13 protein-coding genes are annotated in these 15,253 nt (G+C 58.5%); 10 read left to right on the forward strand and 3 right to left on the reverse strand.

Annotation, left to right across the window (positions count from 1 at the left end; all coding sequences use genetic code 11):
- Positions 1–6 precede the first annotated feature (6 nt).
- From dnaK to HMPREF2820_RS01450, 4 genes are read left to right on the forward strand one after another with little or no spacing between them, the layout of a single operon-like run.
- Positions 7–1,848: a molecular chaperone DnaK gene (dnaK, locus tag HMPREF2820_RS01435; protein ID WP_016421564.1), complete on the forward strand. Its 1,842-nt coding sequence runs from the start codon at positions 7–9 to the stop codon at positions 1,846–1,848.
- A gap of 2 nt (positions 1,849–1,850) precedes the next feature.
- Positions 1,851–2,438 carry a nucleotide exchange factor GrpE gene (grpE, locus tag HMPREF2820_RS01440; RefSeq protein WP_016421563.1) on the forward strand — a complete coding sequence of 196 codons (588 nt, stop codon included), beginning with the start codon at positions 1,851–1,853 and terminating at the stop codon, positions 2,436–2,438.
- Positions 2,439–2,498: 60 nt separating this feature from the next.
- A complete protein-coding gene (dnaJ, locus tag HMPREF2820_RS01445; protein ID WP_005511752.1) occupies positions 2,499–3,695 on the forward strand; it encodes a molecular chaperone DnaJ in 1,197 nt (398 codons plus the stop codon).
- Complete coding sequence (locus HMPREF2820_RS01450; protein ID WP_016421562.1) at positions 3,695–4,105, forward strand: heat shock protein transcriptional repressor HspR; 411 nt, start codon at positions 3,695–3,697, stop codon at positions 4,103–4,105. The genes dnaJ and HMPREF2820_RS01450 overlap by 1 nt, the downstream gene beginning before the upstream one ends.
- A 108-nt stretch (positions 4,106–4,213) precedes the next feature.
- On the opposite strand, the gene HMPREF2820_RS01455 is transcribed toward HMPREF2820_RS01450, so the two are convergent.
- Both HMPREF2820_RS01455 and HMPREF2820_RS01460 read right to left on the reverse strand, forming a co-directional pair.
- Complete coding sequence (locus tag HMPREF2820_RS01455) at positions 4,214–5,776, reverse strand: alpha/beta hydrolase (RefSeq protein WP_070602404.1); 1,563 nt, start codon at positions 5,774–5,776, stop codon at positions 4,214–4,216.
- Complete coding sequence (locus tag HMPREF2820_RS01460; protein WP_070549985.1) at positions 5,764–6,081, reverse strand: hypothetical protein; 318 nt, start codon at positions 6,079–6,081, stop codon at positions 5,764–5,766. Before HMPREF2820_RS01460 ends, HMPREF2820_RS01455 begins: the two co-directional genes overlap by 13 nt.
- Positions 6,082–6,224: 143 nt before the next feature.
- On the opposite strand from HMPREF2820_RS01460, the gene HMPREF2820_RS01465 reads away from it, so the two are divergent.
- The 3 genes from HMPREF2820_RS01465 to HMPREF2820_RS01475 all read left to right on the forward strand — a co-directional run bounded on the left by HMPREF2820_RS01465 (position 6,225) and on the right by HMPREF2820_RS01475 (position 8,512).
- Positions 6,225–7,073, forward strand: coding sequence for a carbon-nitrogen hydrolase family protein (locus HMPREF2820_RS01465; RefSeq protein ID WP_070602406.1), 849 nt, complete (start codon positions 6,225–6,227; stop codon positions 7,071–7,073).
- Between the two features lie 99 nt (positions 7,074–7,172).
- Positions 7,173–7,790 (forward strand): trimeric intracellular cation channel family protein, encoded by a 618-nt coding sequence (locus HMPREF2820_RS01470; protein WP_016421558.1) that lies wholly within the window; start codon positions 7,173–7,175, stop codon positions 7,788–7,790.
- 83 nt (positions 7,791–7,873) lie between these two features.
- Complete coding sequence (locus HMPREF2820_RS01475; protein WP_016421557.1) at positions 7,874–8,512, forward strand: DedA family protein; 639 nt, start codon at positions 7,874–7,876, stop codon at positions 8,510–8,512.
- A gap of 149 nt (positions 8,513–8,661) precedes the next feature.
- On the opposite strand, the gene HMPREF2820_RS01480 is transcribed toward HMPREF2820_RS01475, so the two are convergent.
- Complete coding sequence (locus tag HMPREF2820_RS01480) at positions 8,662–9,549, reverse strand: fructose bisphosphate aldolase (RefSeq protein WP_070602408.1); 888 nt, start codon at positions 9,547–9,549, stop codon at positions 8,662–8,664.
- A 359-nt stretch (positions 9,550–9,908) separates the two neighbouring features.
- On the opposite strand from HMPREF2820_RS01480, the gene clpB reads away from it, so the two are divergent.
- The 3 genes from clpB to HMPREF2820_RS01495 all read left to right on the forward strand — a co-directional run bounded on the left by clpB (position 9,909) and on the right by HMPREF2820_RS01495 (position 15,104).
- Positions 9,909–12,488: an ATP-dependent chaperone ClpB gene (clpB, locus tag HMPREF2820_RS01485; RefSeq protein ID WP_070602410.1), complete on the forward strand. Its 2,580-nt coding sequence runs from the start codon at positions 9,909–9,911 to the stop codon at positions 12,486–12,488.
- A gap of 184 nt (positions 12,489–12,672) precedes the next feature.
- On the forward strand, positions 12,673–13,320 hold the full coding sequence (locus HMPREF2820_RS01490; RefSeq protein ID WP_016421554.1) for a GNAT family N-acetyltransferase: 648 nt from the start codon (positions 12,673–12,675) through the stop codon (positions 13,318–13,320).
- 245 nt (positions 13,321–13,565) lie between these two features.
- Complete coding sequence (locus HMPREF2820_RS01495; RefSeq protein ID WP_070602411.1) at positions 13,566–15,104, forward strand: HNH endonuclease signature motif containing protein; 1,539 nt, start codon at positions 13,566–13,568, stop codon at positions 15,102–15,104.
- Positions 15,105–15,253 lie beyond the last annotated feature (149 nt).

Genomic DNA, 15,253 nt, shown 5'->3' on the forward strand with positions numbered 1-15,253 from the left:
TTCATCATGGGACGCGCTGTTGGTATTGACTTGGGTACGACGAACTCCTGTGTCTCCGTCCTCGAGGGCGGCGAGGCTCAGGTGATTGCGAACGCTGAGGGTTCGCGCACCACTCCGTCGGTGGTTGCATTTGCAAAGAATGGTGAGGTCCTGGTTGGCCAGTCCGCTAAGAACCAGGCTGTCACTAACGTTGATCGCACTATTCGTTCGGTCAAGCGCCACATGGGTACTGACTGGAGCATCGAGATTGATGACAAGAAGTACACTCCGCAGGAGATTTCCGCTCGTACGCTGATGAAGCTGAAGCGCGACGCTGAGTCTTACCTGGGTGACGACGTCACTGATGCGGTTATTACCGTTCCGGCTTACTTCAACGACGCTGAGCGTCAGGCAACCAAGGAAGCAGGTCAGATTGCTGGCCTGAACGTCCTGCGCATTGTCAATGAGCCGACTGCTGCTGCACTTGCTTACGGTCTGGAGAAGTCCGACAAGGAGCAGACCATTCTGGTCTTCGACCTCGGTGGCGGTACCTTCGACGTCTCCCTGCTGGAGATTGGCGACGGTGTTGTTGAGGTTCGCGCAACTGCTGGTGACAACAAGCTCGGTGGCGATGACTGGGATCAGCGCATCGTTGACTGGTTGGTTGAGAAGTTCCAGTCCAGCAACGGCATTGACCTGACCAAGGACAAGATGGCTCTGCAGCGTCTGCGTGAGGCTGCTGAGAAGGCCAAGATTGAGCTGTCCTCCTCGCAGCAGGCATCTATCAACCTGCCGTACATCACCGTTGATGCTGACAAGAACCCGCTGTTCCTGGACGAGACCCTGTCCCGTACTGAGTTCCAGCGCATCACCTCTGATTTGCTTGACCGCACTCGTAAGCCGTTCCAGCAGGTCATTGCTGACGCTGATGTTCCGGTTTCCGACATTGACCACGTCGTGCTGGTCGGTGGTTCCACCCGTATGCCGGCAGTCTCTGAGCTGGTCAAGGAACTGACCGGTGGTCGTGAGCCGAACAAGGGCGTTAACCCGGACGAGGTTGTCGCAGTTGGTGCTGCTCTGCAGGCCGGCGTTCTGCGCGGTGAGGTCAAGGACGTGCTGCTGCTCGACGTCACCCCGCTGTCGCTGGGTATTGAGACCAAGGGCGGTGTCATGACCAAGCTGATCGAGCGCAACACCACAATCCCGACCAAGCGTTCGGAGACCTTCACCACCGCTGAAGACAACCAGCCGAGCGTTCAGATTCAGGTCTTCCAGGGCGAGCGCGAGATGGCTGCTGCCAACAAGCTGCTGGGCTCTTTCGAGCTGGGCGGAATCGCTCCGGCACCGCGTGGTGTTCCTCAGATTGAGGTCACCTTCGACATCGACGCCAACGGCATTGTCCACGTCACCGCTAAGGACAAGGGCACTGGTAAGGAAAACACGATCACCATCCAGGACGGCTCCGGCCTCTCCAAGGAGGAGATCGACCAGATGATCAAGGACGCTGAGAAGCACGCTGACGAGGACAAGAAGCGCCGCGAGGAGCAGGAAGTCCGCAACTCGGCTGAGTCCATGGCTTACCAGACCCGCAAGTTCGCATCGGAGAACGAGGACAAGGTTTCCCAGGACATCCGCGACCGCGTTGAAGAGGCCGCCAAGGAAGTCGACGAGGCTTTGAAGGGCTCCGACATCGAGGCCATCAAGTCCGCCGTCGAGAAGCTGTCCACCGAGAGCCAGGAGATGGGTAAGGCCATCTACGAGGCTCAGGCAGCTGAGGGTGCAACCGCAGCCGAGGGCGCTGAGGCCGCTGACGCTGACGACAACGTCGTTGACGCTGAGGTCGTCGACGAGGACGAGAAGGACAAGTAAGAATGACTGACCAGGATCAGGGAAACCAGCCCACCCCGGAGGAGCCGGCCAACCTGGCCGATCAGGTCAACGAGGTCTTCGAGCAGGCCAAGCTTGACGACGACGTGGAGCCGGCGACCGAAGGTGCCGCCGGCGACACCGCCGCGGAGGAAGCTGCAGACCCAGTTGCAGCCATCCAGCGTGAGTTGGATGAGCGCACGGAGGACCTGCAGCGCCTGTCGGCGGAGTTCGCAAACTACCGTCGTCGAGTTGACCGAGACCGTGAAGCCGAGCGCGTACAGGCGAAGGCAAAGCTGGCTGGAGAACTGCTGGTTTTGGCTGATGACCTCGACCGGGCTGAAGAGCACGGCGACTTGGCAGACGGCACCCCGCTGAAGGCTTTCGCGGATAAATTCCGTGGCGTGCTGACCGCACAGGGTGTTGAGGAATTTGGTGCCGCAGGAGAGGAGTTCAACCCGGACATCCACGAGGCTGTCCAGGATCTCTCCGAAGGGGATGACAAGGTTCTAGCCAATGTGCTGCGCAAGGGCTACCGAATTAATGACCGTGTCATTCGTACGGCGATGGTAATCATCGGCGATCCGCAGTAGCGGAGACACAAGTGACGCAGATTTCTTTGAATTAGTTTTTCTGAAAGGAGGAGATGCACCATGACTCAACGGGAATGGGCAGATAAGGACTATTACGCTGACTTGGGCGTCTCTAAGTCTGCGTCACTCGACGAGATTAAAAAGGCCTACCGCAAGTTAGCCCGGGAGAACCACCCGGATAAGAACCCGGGTAACAAGGCCGCTGAAGATAAGTTCAAGCGAATCTCCGAGGCATACTCGGTGGTCGGTGACGAGGACAAGCGCCGCGAATACGATGAGCTGCGTGCAGCTCTCGCAGGTGGTTTCCGATTCCCCGGTGCCGCAGGTGCCGGCGGAGCCGGTGCTGCCGGTGCACGTGGATTCGACTTCGACGTGTCGGATCTCTTCGGCGGAGGTGCCGGATTCGGTGGCAATGCTGGTGGTGCAGGTGGCCTAGGTGATTTCCTGGGCGGCTTCGTAAACCGCAATGGTGGCGCTGGTGCTGCCGGGCGGCAGAAGGCCCGCCGTGGTGCGGATGTGGAGACAGAGATTACGCTCGATTTCCGCGAGGCTGCCCAAGGTGTCACCATCCCGCTGCAGCTCACCAACCCGTCGCCATGCACGAACTGCAATGGTTCGGGTGCAGCGCCGGGAACCTCACCGGTGACGTGTACCACCTGTCATGGTTCGGGATATGTCAAGGAGCAAAAGGGGGCCTTCGGCTTCTCCAGTCCGTGTGCGGACTGTGGTGGCCAGGGCACTCGTATCGAGAACCCTTGCTCGCAGTGTAACGGCACCGGTGTGACCACCCGCCGTCGTACCATCACCGTTCGCGTCCCCGCAGGTGTGGTGGACGGCCAGAAGGTCCGTCTTGCGGGCCAAGGTGAAGCGGGACTGCGGGGGCGTCCGGCCGGTGACCTCTTTGTCACCGTTCATGTTCGCCCGGATGAAGTCTTCACCCGCAGCGGCAACGACCTTGAGGTCACGGTGCCCGTGAGCTTCGGCGAGCTCGCACTCGGCGGCACCATTACCGTGCCGACGTTGGGTGACAAGATTCGCGTGCGTGTCCCGGCTGGCACAGCCGATGGCCGAACACTGCGTGTGCGCGGTCGAGGAATCCCGAAGCGCAATGGCACTCCGGGTGACCTGCTGGTAACCGTGCGTGTGAAGGTGCCGACCAATTTGGACGACAATGCCACTTCGGCATTGCGCTCCTACGTCGAAGCGGAACGTGCCAGCGGGTTCAATCCTCGTGAGGGTTGGGCAGGTGCGAAATAATGTCCGACAACACTGAGGTCTATGTCATATCCGTAGCCGCGAATCTCGCGGGCATGCATGCGCAGACGCTGCGTAATTATGACCGACTCGGGTTGGTAACTCCGCAGCGAACCTCCGGCGGAGGTCGGCGCTACACCAAACGCGATGTGGCGCTGCTGCGTGAGATTCAGCGTCTGAGTCAGGAAGACGGCGTCAACCTGGCCGGTATTAAGGCCATCATCGACCTGACTGAGCGGGTGGATTCGCTTGAGCAGGAAAATGCAGAACTGCGAGAGCAGCTCTATCAAGCAAAGGCACAGGCTCGTCGTTCGCGAGGCGAACTGGTCCACGTCCCACGCTCTACGGCAGTGGTGATGTGGGAGCCGCGCACACGACGCCGGCACAAAGACAACCGCGGTGGGGAAAGGTAATCCCACACGGCTGAGTGAACGGACTAACCAGCGTCGCCTGGTTAGTCCGTTTTCTTTTGGCTTGTTAATTTGGGCCGTGGATTCGCAACCGCTGATCTGAGAGACCGGTCAGCTGTCAGTTAGCCACCGGTTGGCCTCGCGGGTGAAAACTTCGTCGTCAAAGTAGTGTTCGATGTGTGGGTTGCCCTGGATGTGCCGATACTTTTGAGGAATATCCTGCACGGGAGTGACCATGAATTCGGCCAAGTCTCGCATGGACAGGCCACGCTCACTCAGGTTGAGTGCGTACGCGCCGAAATCCTTATCCGCTGGGTTTTTCCCATGAATCCCCAGTTCGGCAGGAATACGAATGGGGTCCATCGGGGACGTCGCCACTGCCACACGGTGGCTATTTTCATCTTCGGGTCGGACTGTTCCGTCCGGCTTGAGTAGTTTCATGTCGTTTGCGCGCTCCAGTCCGGGGCCAACACCTGGCGGAGCTATGAGCAGCACCCTATCCGCGTAGAGGCCACTACCAAGGGAAGCCTGCGAGACCACCGTCGCCCCATAGCTATAGCCGGCGACAACGTGCCGCTGAGTAGAAGACGTGCCGTGGCTAGTAAGGCCGCCGGCGATCGCAGTGTCACCACTATCGACGCCACCGGAACGCTCAATCAAACCAGCTTGCAAGTGCTGCAGGCGCTCAGCGGCAAAATTGTGATACTCGGTGCGTATGGCCTCACGGAGGTCGGGCGGCGCGTCATAGGAAAACAACACCACCGCCACATCCTCCGGATCTTCACCGGCGGCGTGGAAGGTCGCGGCTACGCGCTCGAACTGCCTGCTAGCGTCCTCCGCGCTAGAGCTGGTGCCGGGGACGAGAGTAATCACAGTCGATGCTCGCTCAACGTCACCGAACGCAATCGCAGAATGTCCAGGCGAGGACTCCAATAGTTGTCCAGGAGGCAGCCCCAAAGACCGGGCGCGAGCGGACATGGCAGCGTCTATCTCCGATAGCGGTCTACTCGAATACGCCCCAGTCAATCCGCTCCCAACTTCCAAGTCCCAACCACCGTCAAGCCCTCTGTCAGCAGGGTTGCCAGTACCACTGCCAGCCTGTGATGGCTGCAATCTACCCGAGCCGCTAACTCCGCTTGCCACCAGTGGTGAAAGAGCTGATATTGCGCCCGCCGCCTTCTCATCGAGTCGGTTGAGTTCAGCCAAAGCCGACTGAATCCGAAGCTGCGAGGTTGCACGCCATTCGGCCATGGTGAAAGGCCCGGAAAGAATTTTGGGATGAACGAGGCTGCGCGCAATCGTAGAAAGCATGCCCTCCGGCGGAGTCACCGCACCAGAAACCAGGTTCACCTGAAATCCCAGGTTGGTTGCCTGGTTTACCGCGTCGGTAAGTTCGCGGATGACGTCGTTAAGCATGGCGGCGGTGTCGCTGCAGCAGGCGGCGAGACGTTCGAGCGCGACACTGCTCCGGCGTAGACGCGTGGAGCTGTGGGTGACAGAAATCTCGGCGGCGCTGCGGTTGTCGCCGGCGAAGTCGTCCTCTGAGAGCGCGTTGAGTGCGCCCTGGGAACTGTCGGCGGAATCGGCGAGGGCGCGTGCCCCGGAACGCAGTGCCCGGGCAAGCGTCTCCAGCGAATCCACATGCCACAGCAGTGCTTCGCCTACCGTGACCATGACAGCTTTTCCAAGGCGGCGGACTGGTCATGCTCGTGCGCGAGAGCGCTGACAGCGAGGGCATCGGCAGCCTGCGCAATAACGTCGATGTTTGTGCACGCGGCAAGCAATGATTCCGACCACTTCCCACAAGTAGTGGAGACAGCGGGGACAATCCGTGAACCGGGCAGGGCAGAGGTGAGCTCGGCGCTTCCTGGGGCAGCTGCGACGATGGTGGAAAGGCCATCAATACGAGTGGAAATCTGCTGGTAGGAACGGCTTAAGGCGGATAGTTGAGCTGGGTTTACTGTGATGTGTTCGGCCATGTTTTTGATTCTGCTGGGTGGAGTAAGGCAGCGGAAGACCATCTTCAGCGAACTGTGGATAACTCTGAGCGGAAGCAACGCAGGAAGCCGCGCTGTGGATAACTTCAGGGCGGTCAATCCGGGGTAGTCGGTAGCATTTAGGCATGCGTATTGCACTGGCTCAGTTGGAATTGTCAGCGTCGGTTGAAGAGAATCTGGACGCGGTGAAGGTGACTATCGCGCGGGCAGCACAGGACAACGCCGATTTGGTGGTTTTCCCCGAGGCCACGATGAAGGCGTTCAATTCCGGTCGCCTGGATGTCGTGGCGGAGTCCAGCAGCGATAGGTTCGTAGCGGAGGTCTCGCAGGCCGCTCACGATGCCGGAATCAGCGTGGTGGTCGGCATGTTCCGCCCGGCAGATGAAGTGGAACGCGACGGTAAGACGATGCACCGCGTCTTCAACTCGCTGCTTCTGGCTTGGCGTGATGAGGACGGCCCCGGTGTCGAGTTCTACGACAAACTCCACCTCTTCGACGCTTTTGGGTTTCGCGAATCGGATACTGTCGCGCCGGGCAACGCGCACGTGGTCTGTGATGTCCCGCTTGCCGACGGATCGTCGGTCGCCCTCGGTCTTGCGACATGCTTTGACATCAGGTTCCCGGAGCAATTCATTCAACTGGCCAACCTGGGCGCAGAGGTCATCGCGCTGCCTGCATCGTGGAATGACGGCCCGGGCAAGGTAAGGCAGTGGCAGACGCTGGTGTCGGCACGCGCACTGGATAGCACTTGTGTGATTGCGGCAGTCGATGCGGCCCGGCCTGATGGGGCGAAGGCCGCGGGGAAAGATGAGGGGCCGACCGGCGCGGGGCACTCCATGTTGGTCAATGCGGACGGCGGAGTTATTGCCTCGGCGGGCTACGACCCGCAGTTGCTTGTGGCCGATGTGGATATAGCGGAGGTGGAGCGGATTCGTCGCTCGATTCCGGTGCTGGAGATTCGCGATCAGGGCTAGCTGGGAAGCGATGAAGAGGGCCGAGTCGAGGGGGCGAAGATTGCGGGATATTAGCCTATAGTTCTACCGATTCGGGCGAAGTCATTTATATTTCTTATCATGCTGCTCCACATCCTCTGGGTCATCGGAATTACGGCTGAAGGCGTCACCGGCGCACTAGCGGCCGGTCGAATGCGCATGGATCTCTTTGGAGTTTCAACAATTGCGTGCATGACTGCTATCGGCGGCGGTACCCTGCGCGATGTCATTCTCGGTCACTATCCGTTGGTGTGGGTTGCAAGCCCGCAATATTTGCTGGTTATCGTCGGTGCAGCACTGATTACGGTGCTGTTGGCCGACTTCCTGATGAAGCACTTTCGGGTCGTGTTCTTGGTCGCTGACGCAATCGGCTTGTCGGCGTTTTCCATCATTGGTGCCCGCGTGGCCATGGAAATGGGGCACGGCGTCATCATCGCTATTGTCGGCGCCGTTCTTACCGGTGCGTTTGGAGGTGTGCTCCGCGACCTGATGTGTGACCGCGTCCCGCTGGTGTTTCAAAAGGAGCTCTATGCCTCCATCGCAGTCGTCGCGGCGACGCTTTACTACGTGCTCGACATGGTTGGCCTGCACGAGAACATCAACATCATCTGTGCGGTGCTGTCCGCACTGTTCATTCGACTAGCGGCGCTTTGGCGTGGCTGGTCGCTGCCGGTATTTGACTATCAGGGGCGCGATTAAAACACAGTACCCAGAAAAACTCTCAGCAAAATACTCTAATTAGCTCAGCAGAATCGATAGTTGTTGCTGAAAAGATTGCCGTTATGGATTTTTCTGGATTCCTCTCCGGTATCGGAGACCCCGAAGCTCTACTCCAGGGGTTTGGCCCTTGGGTGCTTGCGGGGCTTGGACTCATCATCTTTATTGAGTCCGGTGTGCTCTTTCCTTTTCTGCCCGGTGACTCGCTGTTGGTCACTGCTGCCGTCTTAAGGTCAGAGCTAGATGTCCACACCTGGCAGGTGCTGGTTATCGGTATTATTGCCGCGGTGCTGGGTGATCAAGTCGGTTACTTCTTAGGCCACTCCTTCGGCCGCAAACTGTTCAGCGACAATGCCAAGGTGCTCCGAACTAATCGGCTGGAAGCGGCCGAGAAGTTCTTTGCCAAGTACGGACCACTGTCGTTGGTGCTGGGGCGATTTGTTCCCATTGTGCGCACCTACGTTCCGCTGGCTGCGGGCACTGCGAATATGCCCTACGGAAAGTTCATCGGCTGGAATGTCACCGGTGCGATTGGCTGGGTCGCCAGTATGGTCGCTGTTGGTGTGCTGCTGGGCAACATTCCGGGAATCACCAGTTCCATCGACAAGATCATGTTGCTGGTCATTGCAATTTCCGTGCTACCGGTTGTCATTGGTGGTGTGAATGCGCGTCGTAAAGCAGCTGTTGCGAAGCGCTCGGTGTAGGACGGTGCTGTCGTAAGGGCAGAGGCACCGACAGAAAAACTCCCGCACCAGGTTTTCTTGGTGCGGGAGTTTTTAGTTGCGCTAGCGACTATCTAGAGGTGCGCACAAGCGTAGATGCACAGCGAAGCGCAGATGCACAGCGCGGACGATTAGGAAATCGAAGCCTCGTAGATGCCCTTGACGGACTCAGCCATAGTTGCGTTGAAATCTTCGTCGGACTGCTGAGCGGACAGGCCCTCAGACAGTGCACGGGAGAAGGAAGCAATCATGCCGTGGTTGCGGGACAGGCGCTCGTTGGCGTCCTCGCGCTCGTAGCCACCGGACAGGGCGACAACGCGCATGACCTTCGGGTGCTCAATCAGCGGCTTGTACAGGTCATCCTTGGTCGGGATGGAAACCTTGATCATGACCTTCTGGTCATCAGCCAGGTCATCCAGGCCAGCGAGCAGCTCGCGCAGGACGATGTCCTCAGCCTCTGCCTTGTCAGCAGCGTTGATGTCGACCTCCGGCTCCAGGATCGGAACCAGACCGTGGGACAGAACCTGCTTGCCGAACTCGAACTGCTGGGCAATGTTGGCCTTGATGCCCTCTTCGTTTGCCTCAGCAATGAAGGAACGCATCTTGGTACCGAAGATGCCCTTAGCGACAGCGCGCTCCAGCAGCTCATCCAGGCCCGGGCACGGCTTCATAAGCTGAACGCCGTTTTCCTTGTCTGACAGGCCCTTGTCAGTCTTCAGGAACGGGACGATGCCCTTCTTTTCCCACAGGTACTGAGCGGTCGGGATTCCCTCAATGTCGCGATCCATGGTCTGCTCGAAGAGAATCGCGCCAATAATCTGCTCAGAGTTGAAGGACGGGGAAGTGATGATGCGGGTACGCATCTGGTGAACCAGGTCGAACATTTCATCTTCGTTCGAGTACTGATCCTCGTTGATGCCGTACAGGCGCAGAGCCTTCGGGGTAGATCCACCGGACTGGTCGAGAGCGGCGATGAAGCCCTTGCCCTCAGTCATCTGACGTGCCTGCTCGATGTTCATTCGAGTCCTTTCGTGAGAATGAAGGAATGTCACCTACCAGGGTAACCAAAACAGTATGAGTGCGCTGTCCACCCATCACTCACATGGGGGAAGTTGAATCCGGCGGGAGTGTGCTGGTGAGGACGTCGGGCGGTGTGTCGGAGTGTGTTCGCACGTGGTTTCTGGAGCTTTCCAACGTTTTCTAGTGCTTTCCGGCGCGCTACTACGCTTAACGACGCTGCCGAGCTCAATCCTTTTTGCTATAGATGTGGTGTGAATCACAGTCGGAAATTGAAAAATTTGAAGTTGAGTGGAACAGACTCAAGGCTGAGTGCGTTATGGGTAGTGAATGGCAAAGTTGAGTCAAAGGGGCGCAAGTTATGAGTTTTACACCAACAACTAAGACTGGAGAAGTTCTCCAGGAAGCTATGAAGGCCGCGACCAACGCGGGTAACCCGGATATCCGGCCTGGGCACATTCTGGTAGCACTGCTGGAGCAAAAGGAGAGTATTGCGGCTCCACTGCTTGAAGCAGCGGGCGTTAATCCTTCTGGGGTTTTGACCCGCGCTAAGGAGCTGGTCGCGGGGTACCCGTCGGCAAGCGGGGCGAATATGGCGAACCCGCAGTTTAATAGGGACGCTGTTAATGCACTGAACGCCGCCGAGGAGCTGGCGGGGGAGCTGGGAGACGAGTACGTTTCCACGGAAATTCTGCTTATCGGTGTAGCAACTGGCCAGTCGGAGGCGGCAACTGTGCTGCAGTCGGCGGGTGCTACTGCCGAGGCGTTAAAGGGTGCGCTGACTAGCGTGCGTGGATCGAGGAAGGTAACAACGGAAAATCCGGAAGAGCAGTACCAGGCTCTGGAAAAGTATGCGACGGACTTAACCGCGCGGGCACGTGAGGGCAAGATTGACCCAGTTATCGGCCGCGATGCGGAGATTCGTCGCGTGGTACAGGTCTTAAGTCGTCGCACCAAGAACAATCCTGTGCTCATTGGTGAGCCGGGCGTTGGTAAGACGGCCATTGTAGAGGGGCTGGCACGGCGCATTGTTGCAGGTGATGTGCCGGAATCTCTGAAGGGCAAGACTCTGATGAGTCTGGATTTGGGCTCTATGGTCGCCGGTGCGAAGTACCGCGGTGAGTTCGAGGAGCGCCTGAAGGCGGTTCTGGACGAGATTAAGGAATCCGACGGTCAGATTATTACCTTCATCGATGAGATTCACACCATCGTTGGCGCTGGCGCCACGGGTGATGGCTCGATGGATGCGGGCAATATGATTAAGCCGATGCTGGCTCGTGGTGAGCTGCGTCTGGTCGGTGCGACGACCCTGGATGAGTACCGCAAGTACATCGAGAAGGATGCTGCGCTGGAGCGTCGTTTCCAGCAGGTCTTTGTCGGTGAGCCGAGCGTTGAGGACGCCATCGGTATTCTGCGTGGTCTGAAGGAACGCTACGAGGTCCACCACGGTGTTCGCATCCAGGACTCCGCGCTAGTGGCTGCAGCAACGCTGTCGGACCGCTACATCACATCCCGCTTCCTGCCGGATAAGGCTATCGACCTGGTTGATGAGGCCGCATCGCGTCTGCGTATGGAGATTGACTCCTCACCGGAGGAAATCGACTCCGCAGAACGCATCGTGCGCCGCCTCGAAATCGAGGAAATGGCCCTGGAGAAGGAAACTGACATCGCGTCGAAGGAACGCCTGGACAAGCTCCGTGAGGAACTTGCAGATGAGCGCGAGAAGCTCAACGCTCTGAAGACTCGCTGGCAGAACGAGAAGTCCTCGATTGATGATGTCCGCTCCGTCCGCGAAGAGCTCGATGCCCTGCGCACTGAGTCCGAAAAGGCTGAGCGCGAAGGTGACTACGGCCGTGTCGCAGAGCTGCGCTACGGGCGCATCCCTGAGTTGGAGAAGAAGCTGGAGGCCGCCGAGGAATCGGTCGCTGACGCAGAGGAAAACTCCATGCTCAAGGAGGAGGTCACACCTCAGGAAGTCGCTGAAGTTGTCTCCGCCTGGACGGGTATCCCGGCTGGCAAGATGATGCAGGGTGAGACCGAGAAGCTGCTCGAAATGGAGCTCAACCTCGGCCGTCGCGTTGTTGGTCAGAATGCCGCTGTGGAGGCTGTCTCCGATGCCGTCCGCCGTTCGCGTGCGGGTGTTGCCGATCCGAACCGTCCGACTGGTTCCTTCCTGTTCCTCGGTCCAACTGGCGTTGGTAAGACAGAGCTGGCCAAGGCGCTGGCGGAGTTCCTCTTCGACGATGAGCGTGCGATGGTGCGCATCGATATGTCCGAGTACGGCGAGAAGCACTCTGTCGCTCGTCTGATTGGTGCTCCTCCTGGATACGTCGGCTACGACGCTGGCGGTCAGCTCACCGAGGCTGTTCGTCGCCGTCCGTACACCGTCGTGCTTTTCGACGAGGTCGAGAAGGCTCACCCGGACGTGTTCGATGTGCTCCTGCAGGTGCTCGATGAGGGTCGCCTGACCGATGGTCAGGGCCGAACTGTGGACTTCCGAAACACGATTCTGATTCTGACCTCCAACCTCGGTGCTGGTGGTACGCATGAGCAGATCATGGATGCGGTCAAGATGGCCTTCAAGCCGGAGTTCATCAACCGTCTCGACGATGTAGTGATCTTCGATCCGCTGACCTCCGAGCAGCTGCGCGGCATTGTGGACATTCAGGTTCGCAACCTGGCAGAACGCCTGGAGGCACGTCGTCTGGTGCTGGATGTCTCCGATGAGGCACTGGATTGGCTGTCGGAGCGCGGCTACGACCCGGCCTACGGCGCCCGTCCGTTGCGTCGTCTGGTGCAGAAGGCAATCGGCGATGAGCTGGCACGTCGACTGCTCGCTGGTGATGTTCGCGATGGCGACCGCGTAGAGGTCACGGTTGCTGACGATGGCGAGTCGCTGAAGGTTGTCGGCTATGACGAGGATGGCGTAGCCCGAATCTAGGGCGCCTGATACTCAGGGCGATAACTGCTGAGCAGGCTGTCTGTTTGTTGGGGCGGTTTGAGAGAGTTTTCTCCTGAACCGCCCTTTTTGTGCTTTTATTGTCCAGATTTATGTGTCTTGTGACCGACCGTGTGGGCTTGTTGCATTCCGGTCAGTCTGGAGTGCGCCGGTATAGTGCGCAAATATGACTAACTTTCAGTGGCGACCAGCGACAGACTCCGACCTCCCCTTCATTGCCTGGATGGACGAACTAACGGAAACATTCGGAGATGAAAGTCAGCCACTGCCGGAAGATTATGTAGTCACGAGGCGTCAATACGTCGACCAGTGGGACGCGAGTCAGGGCGGGGTTATCCTTTTCGCCACTTCGCTTGACGACGCTGACCTCGAGTCGCTCAGTAGCGACATGACCCGCACTGACCCATTTGAACCGAGGGTTTCTCGCGAGGCTACCTACAGTGCGGCCGCCATTAAGAAGGAATGGTTGGAGCGCGGGGATTCGTCGTCAAGCGAAGAGCACGAGAGCTATGAAGTGCCGGTGGGGGCGGCCTGGCTGCGTACGTTTACGCAGGACGATCCGGGGTACGGATTTGTGGAAAATGGGATTCCTGAGGTAGCGATTGCGCTGCGTCCGGGCGTTGTCGGGCGCAGGCTGTCGCAGCCGATGATTGCAGGACTCCTTGAGTATGCGCGTGAGCTGGGGTATCCGGGGGTTAGTCTGGCTGTCCATGATGCCAACCCGCGGGCGGCGAAAGCCTATGTGAAGGCGGGATTTGAGCTAGTGGGGCGCTCGAGCTTCCCGGACCACGATGTGATGGTGGTGCGGTTTTAGGTTTTCGGCGTGCAGTTTTTGGTGGGGGCTGCGCGGGTTGGTGGGGCAGGGCGGATGGTGGGGGGGACTGCGCGGGTTGGTGGGGTGTTTAGGTCGGGAGCGTGGCAGTTTTTCGGAAAAAGATTCGAAAAAGTTGACGTAGGGGGTTGTGGTGTGTCGAATTGGTGTGCGATAATGTGGAGGAGGGAAATTAGTTAGTCCATTTGGGGATTCGGATTGCTAGCGTTTTAAAAGGGGGTGGGGAAATGTCTACACCATCGGCGTCAAACGGCGGTGGACCGCTTTCGACATCGCAGGTTTTAGATGCGGTTGCACAGTTTGAAGCTCTGTCGACAGTCATCGTGGAGAACTTCGAAGTACTTGCACCGGATCATGCGCACGACGCATATAAGTCGATTGAGAAAGCGCGAAAACGACTCGCAGTAATTGATGCGACTTATGTGGAGACAATGAAAGGGCGGATGCCCAGCGCGGAGCACCGAAGGATCGCGTGGCTAGCGCAGGAGATGCGAATCTCGCGAGCAGAAGCGAGGCAGCGTATCAATGTCGTCGGACGTCTGAGTAGGAATGTTGATCCGTTTGCTCCGGCGAATGAGGATGTGCGAATGCCGAACCTTCGTCAGAAAGTTGAGGAAGGTGTTGTCGGTGCGGATGCTGTTGCGAAGATTGACAAAGCCGTTCGCGAGCTGCCGGCAACGGAGCATGCACAGCTGTCTAGGCTGCTGGACAAGCACATTGCAGATTTAGTGGACAAAATCCGTGTTGATGATCTCAATAAATTGCCGAACCGTCTGCGGGCGATGCTGGGGGTTGATGACCCGTATACGGATGAGGACCGTGCTCGGAAACGAAGCCTAAAAATCGGTGCTCAGGGGCCGGACGGCATGAGCCGGTTGAGCGGTGTGGTTACGCCTTCGTTTGCGGCGGTGCTCAAAAGGCTGCAGGCAGATCATGCGCGGCCTGGTGGGTTACTCGAAGAAGGCGCCGATGACCAGCGGAATCCGGAGCAGCGTTTCCATGATGCCGTGGAAGCGGCGGTGAACGGGGGCTTTCAACCAGGCGGTGAGCTTCAGCCGGCGCGGGGGACGACATCGGTGGTCACCGTCGCGCATATCGCAGATGTGGCAGCGTTAGCTGGAGTCTCCCTGCCTGAGGGGAAAGATTTTGTACTTCCTGGATCGGGCAAAGCGGTCTCAGACGCGGGAGTGCGAATTTCCATTAGTCAGGCCGTGCAACAGATGGTTGATAGAAATTCGTTCCTCCAAGTATTGGGGAATGAGGGGCAGACCTTGTATTTTGGTCGGTCCCGCAGGCTGGGGACTTTGCCGCAGTATCTGGCCCTTCTTGGAGAGGAAGGAGGTTCCTCCGCGCCGGGCATGGGCACTCCGGGGGCTATGTGCGATGTTCACCATGTGCAGTCGTGGGCTTCCGGTGGTGGCACCGACCTGGATAATCTCACGTTGGTGGATCCGGGCACGCATCGAAAGATCGATGATGCTCGATGTGATGAAAATGCTTGGTGGACGCTCCGGCCGGATGAGGTGCCGGAGATTCTAGGAACTGACGAAGGGGACGGGGTTGGCGGGGAGTGTGAGCCGGCCTCTACTGATCGTGTGGTCTGGGTGCCCCCGAAAGACAAGGAAGGAAACCGGAAAGCGGAATCCAATGAGGACCCCGATGCATTCGATAGCCCGGGACGCTGGTTACGTCGTAAAGCGCGAGAGAAACGGACGAGGGACACAGCGGATGGCAATGGTGGGACGGGACAGGATCCCGGTGGGTAGTCGGATTGGGAGGCGGGGCCTGGCTTAGAGGTTGATCTTCCGTTTCGTAGTCAGCTTTGCGTTAATGAAGCGGTTGGGAAAGGAGGCCGACGCTGGCGGCATAGTGCAGCAGTTTTTCTGCGGTGGCACGGCCGATTCCATGTCCTGTG

The sequence above is a fragment of the Corynebacterium sp. HMSC064E08 genome (genome assembly GCF_001811805.1).
GTDB lineage: Bacteria > Actinomycetota > Actinomycetes > Mycobacteriales > Mycobacteriaceae > Corynebacterium > Corynebacterium jeikeium_D.

Coding starts and splice junctions, on each gene's coding strand:
- dnaK (WP_016421564.1), top strand. CDS start 7: ATGGGACGCGCTGTTGGTATTGACTTGGGTACGACGAACTCCTGTGTC.
- grpE (WP_016421563.1), top strand. CDS start 1,851: ATGACTGACCAGGATCAGGGAAACCAGCCCACCCCGGAGGAGCCGGCC.
- dnaJ (WP_005511752.1), top strand. CDS start 2,499: ATGACTCAACGGGAATGGGCAGATAAGGACTATTACGCTGACTTGGGC.
- HMPREF2820_RS01450 (WP_016421562.1), top strand. CDS start 3,695: ATGTCCGACAACACTGAGGTCTATGTCATATCCGTAGCCGCGAATCTC.
- HMPREF2820_RS01455 (WP_070602404.1), bottom strand. CDS start 5,776: ATGGTCACGGTAGGCGAAGCACTGCTGTGGCATGTGGATTCGCTGGAG.
- HMPREF2820_RS01460 (WP_070549985.1), bottom strand. CDS start 6,081: ATGGCCGAACACATCACAGTAAACCCAGCTCAACTATCCGCCTTAAGC.
- HMPREF2820_RS01465 (WP_070602406.1), top strand. CDS start 6,225: ATGCGTATTGCACTGGCTCAGTTGGAATTGTCAGCGTCGGTTGAAGAG.
- HMPREF2820_RS01470 (WP_016421558.1), top strand. CDS start 7,173: ATGCTGCTCCACATCCTCTGGGTCATCGGAATTACGGCTGAAGGCGTC.
- HMPREF2820_RS01475 (WP_016421557.1), top strand. CDS start 7,874: ATGGATTTTTCTGGATTCCTCTCCGGTATCGGAGACCCCGAAGCTCTA.
- HMPREF2820_RS01480 (WP_070602408.1), bottom strand. CDS start 9,549: ATGAACATCGAGCAGGCACGTCAGATGACTGAGGGCAAGGGCTTCATC.
- clpB (WP_070602410.1), top strand. CDS start 9,909: ATGAGTTTTACACCAACAACTAAGACTGGAGAAGTTCTCCAGGAAGCT.
- HMPREF2820_RS01490 (WP_016421554.1), top strand. CDS start 12,673: ATGACTAACTTTCAGTGGCGACCAGCGACAGACTCCGACCTCCCCTTC.
- HMPREF2820_RS01495 (WP_070602411.1), top strand. CDS start 13,566: ATGTCTACACCATCGGCGTCAAACGGCGGTGGACCGCTTTCGACATCG.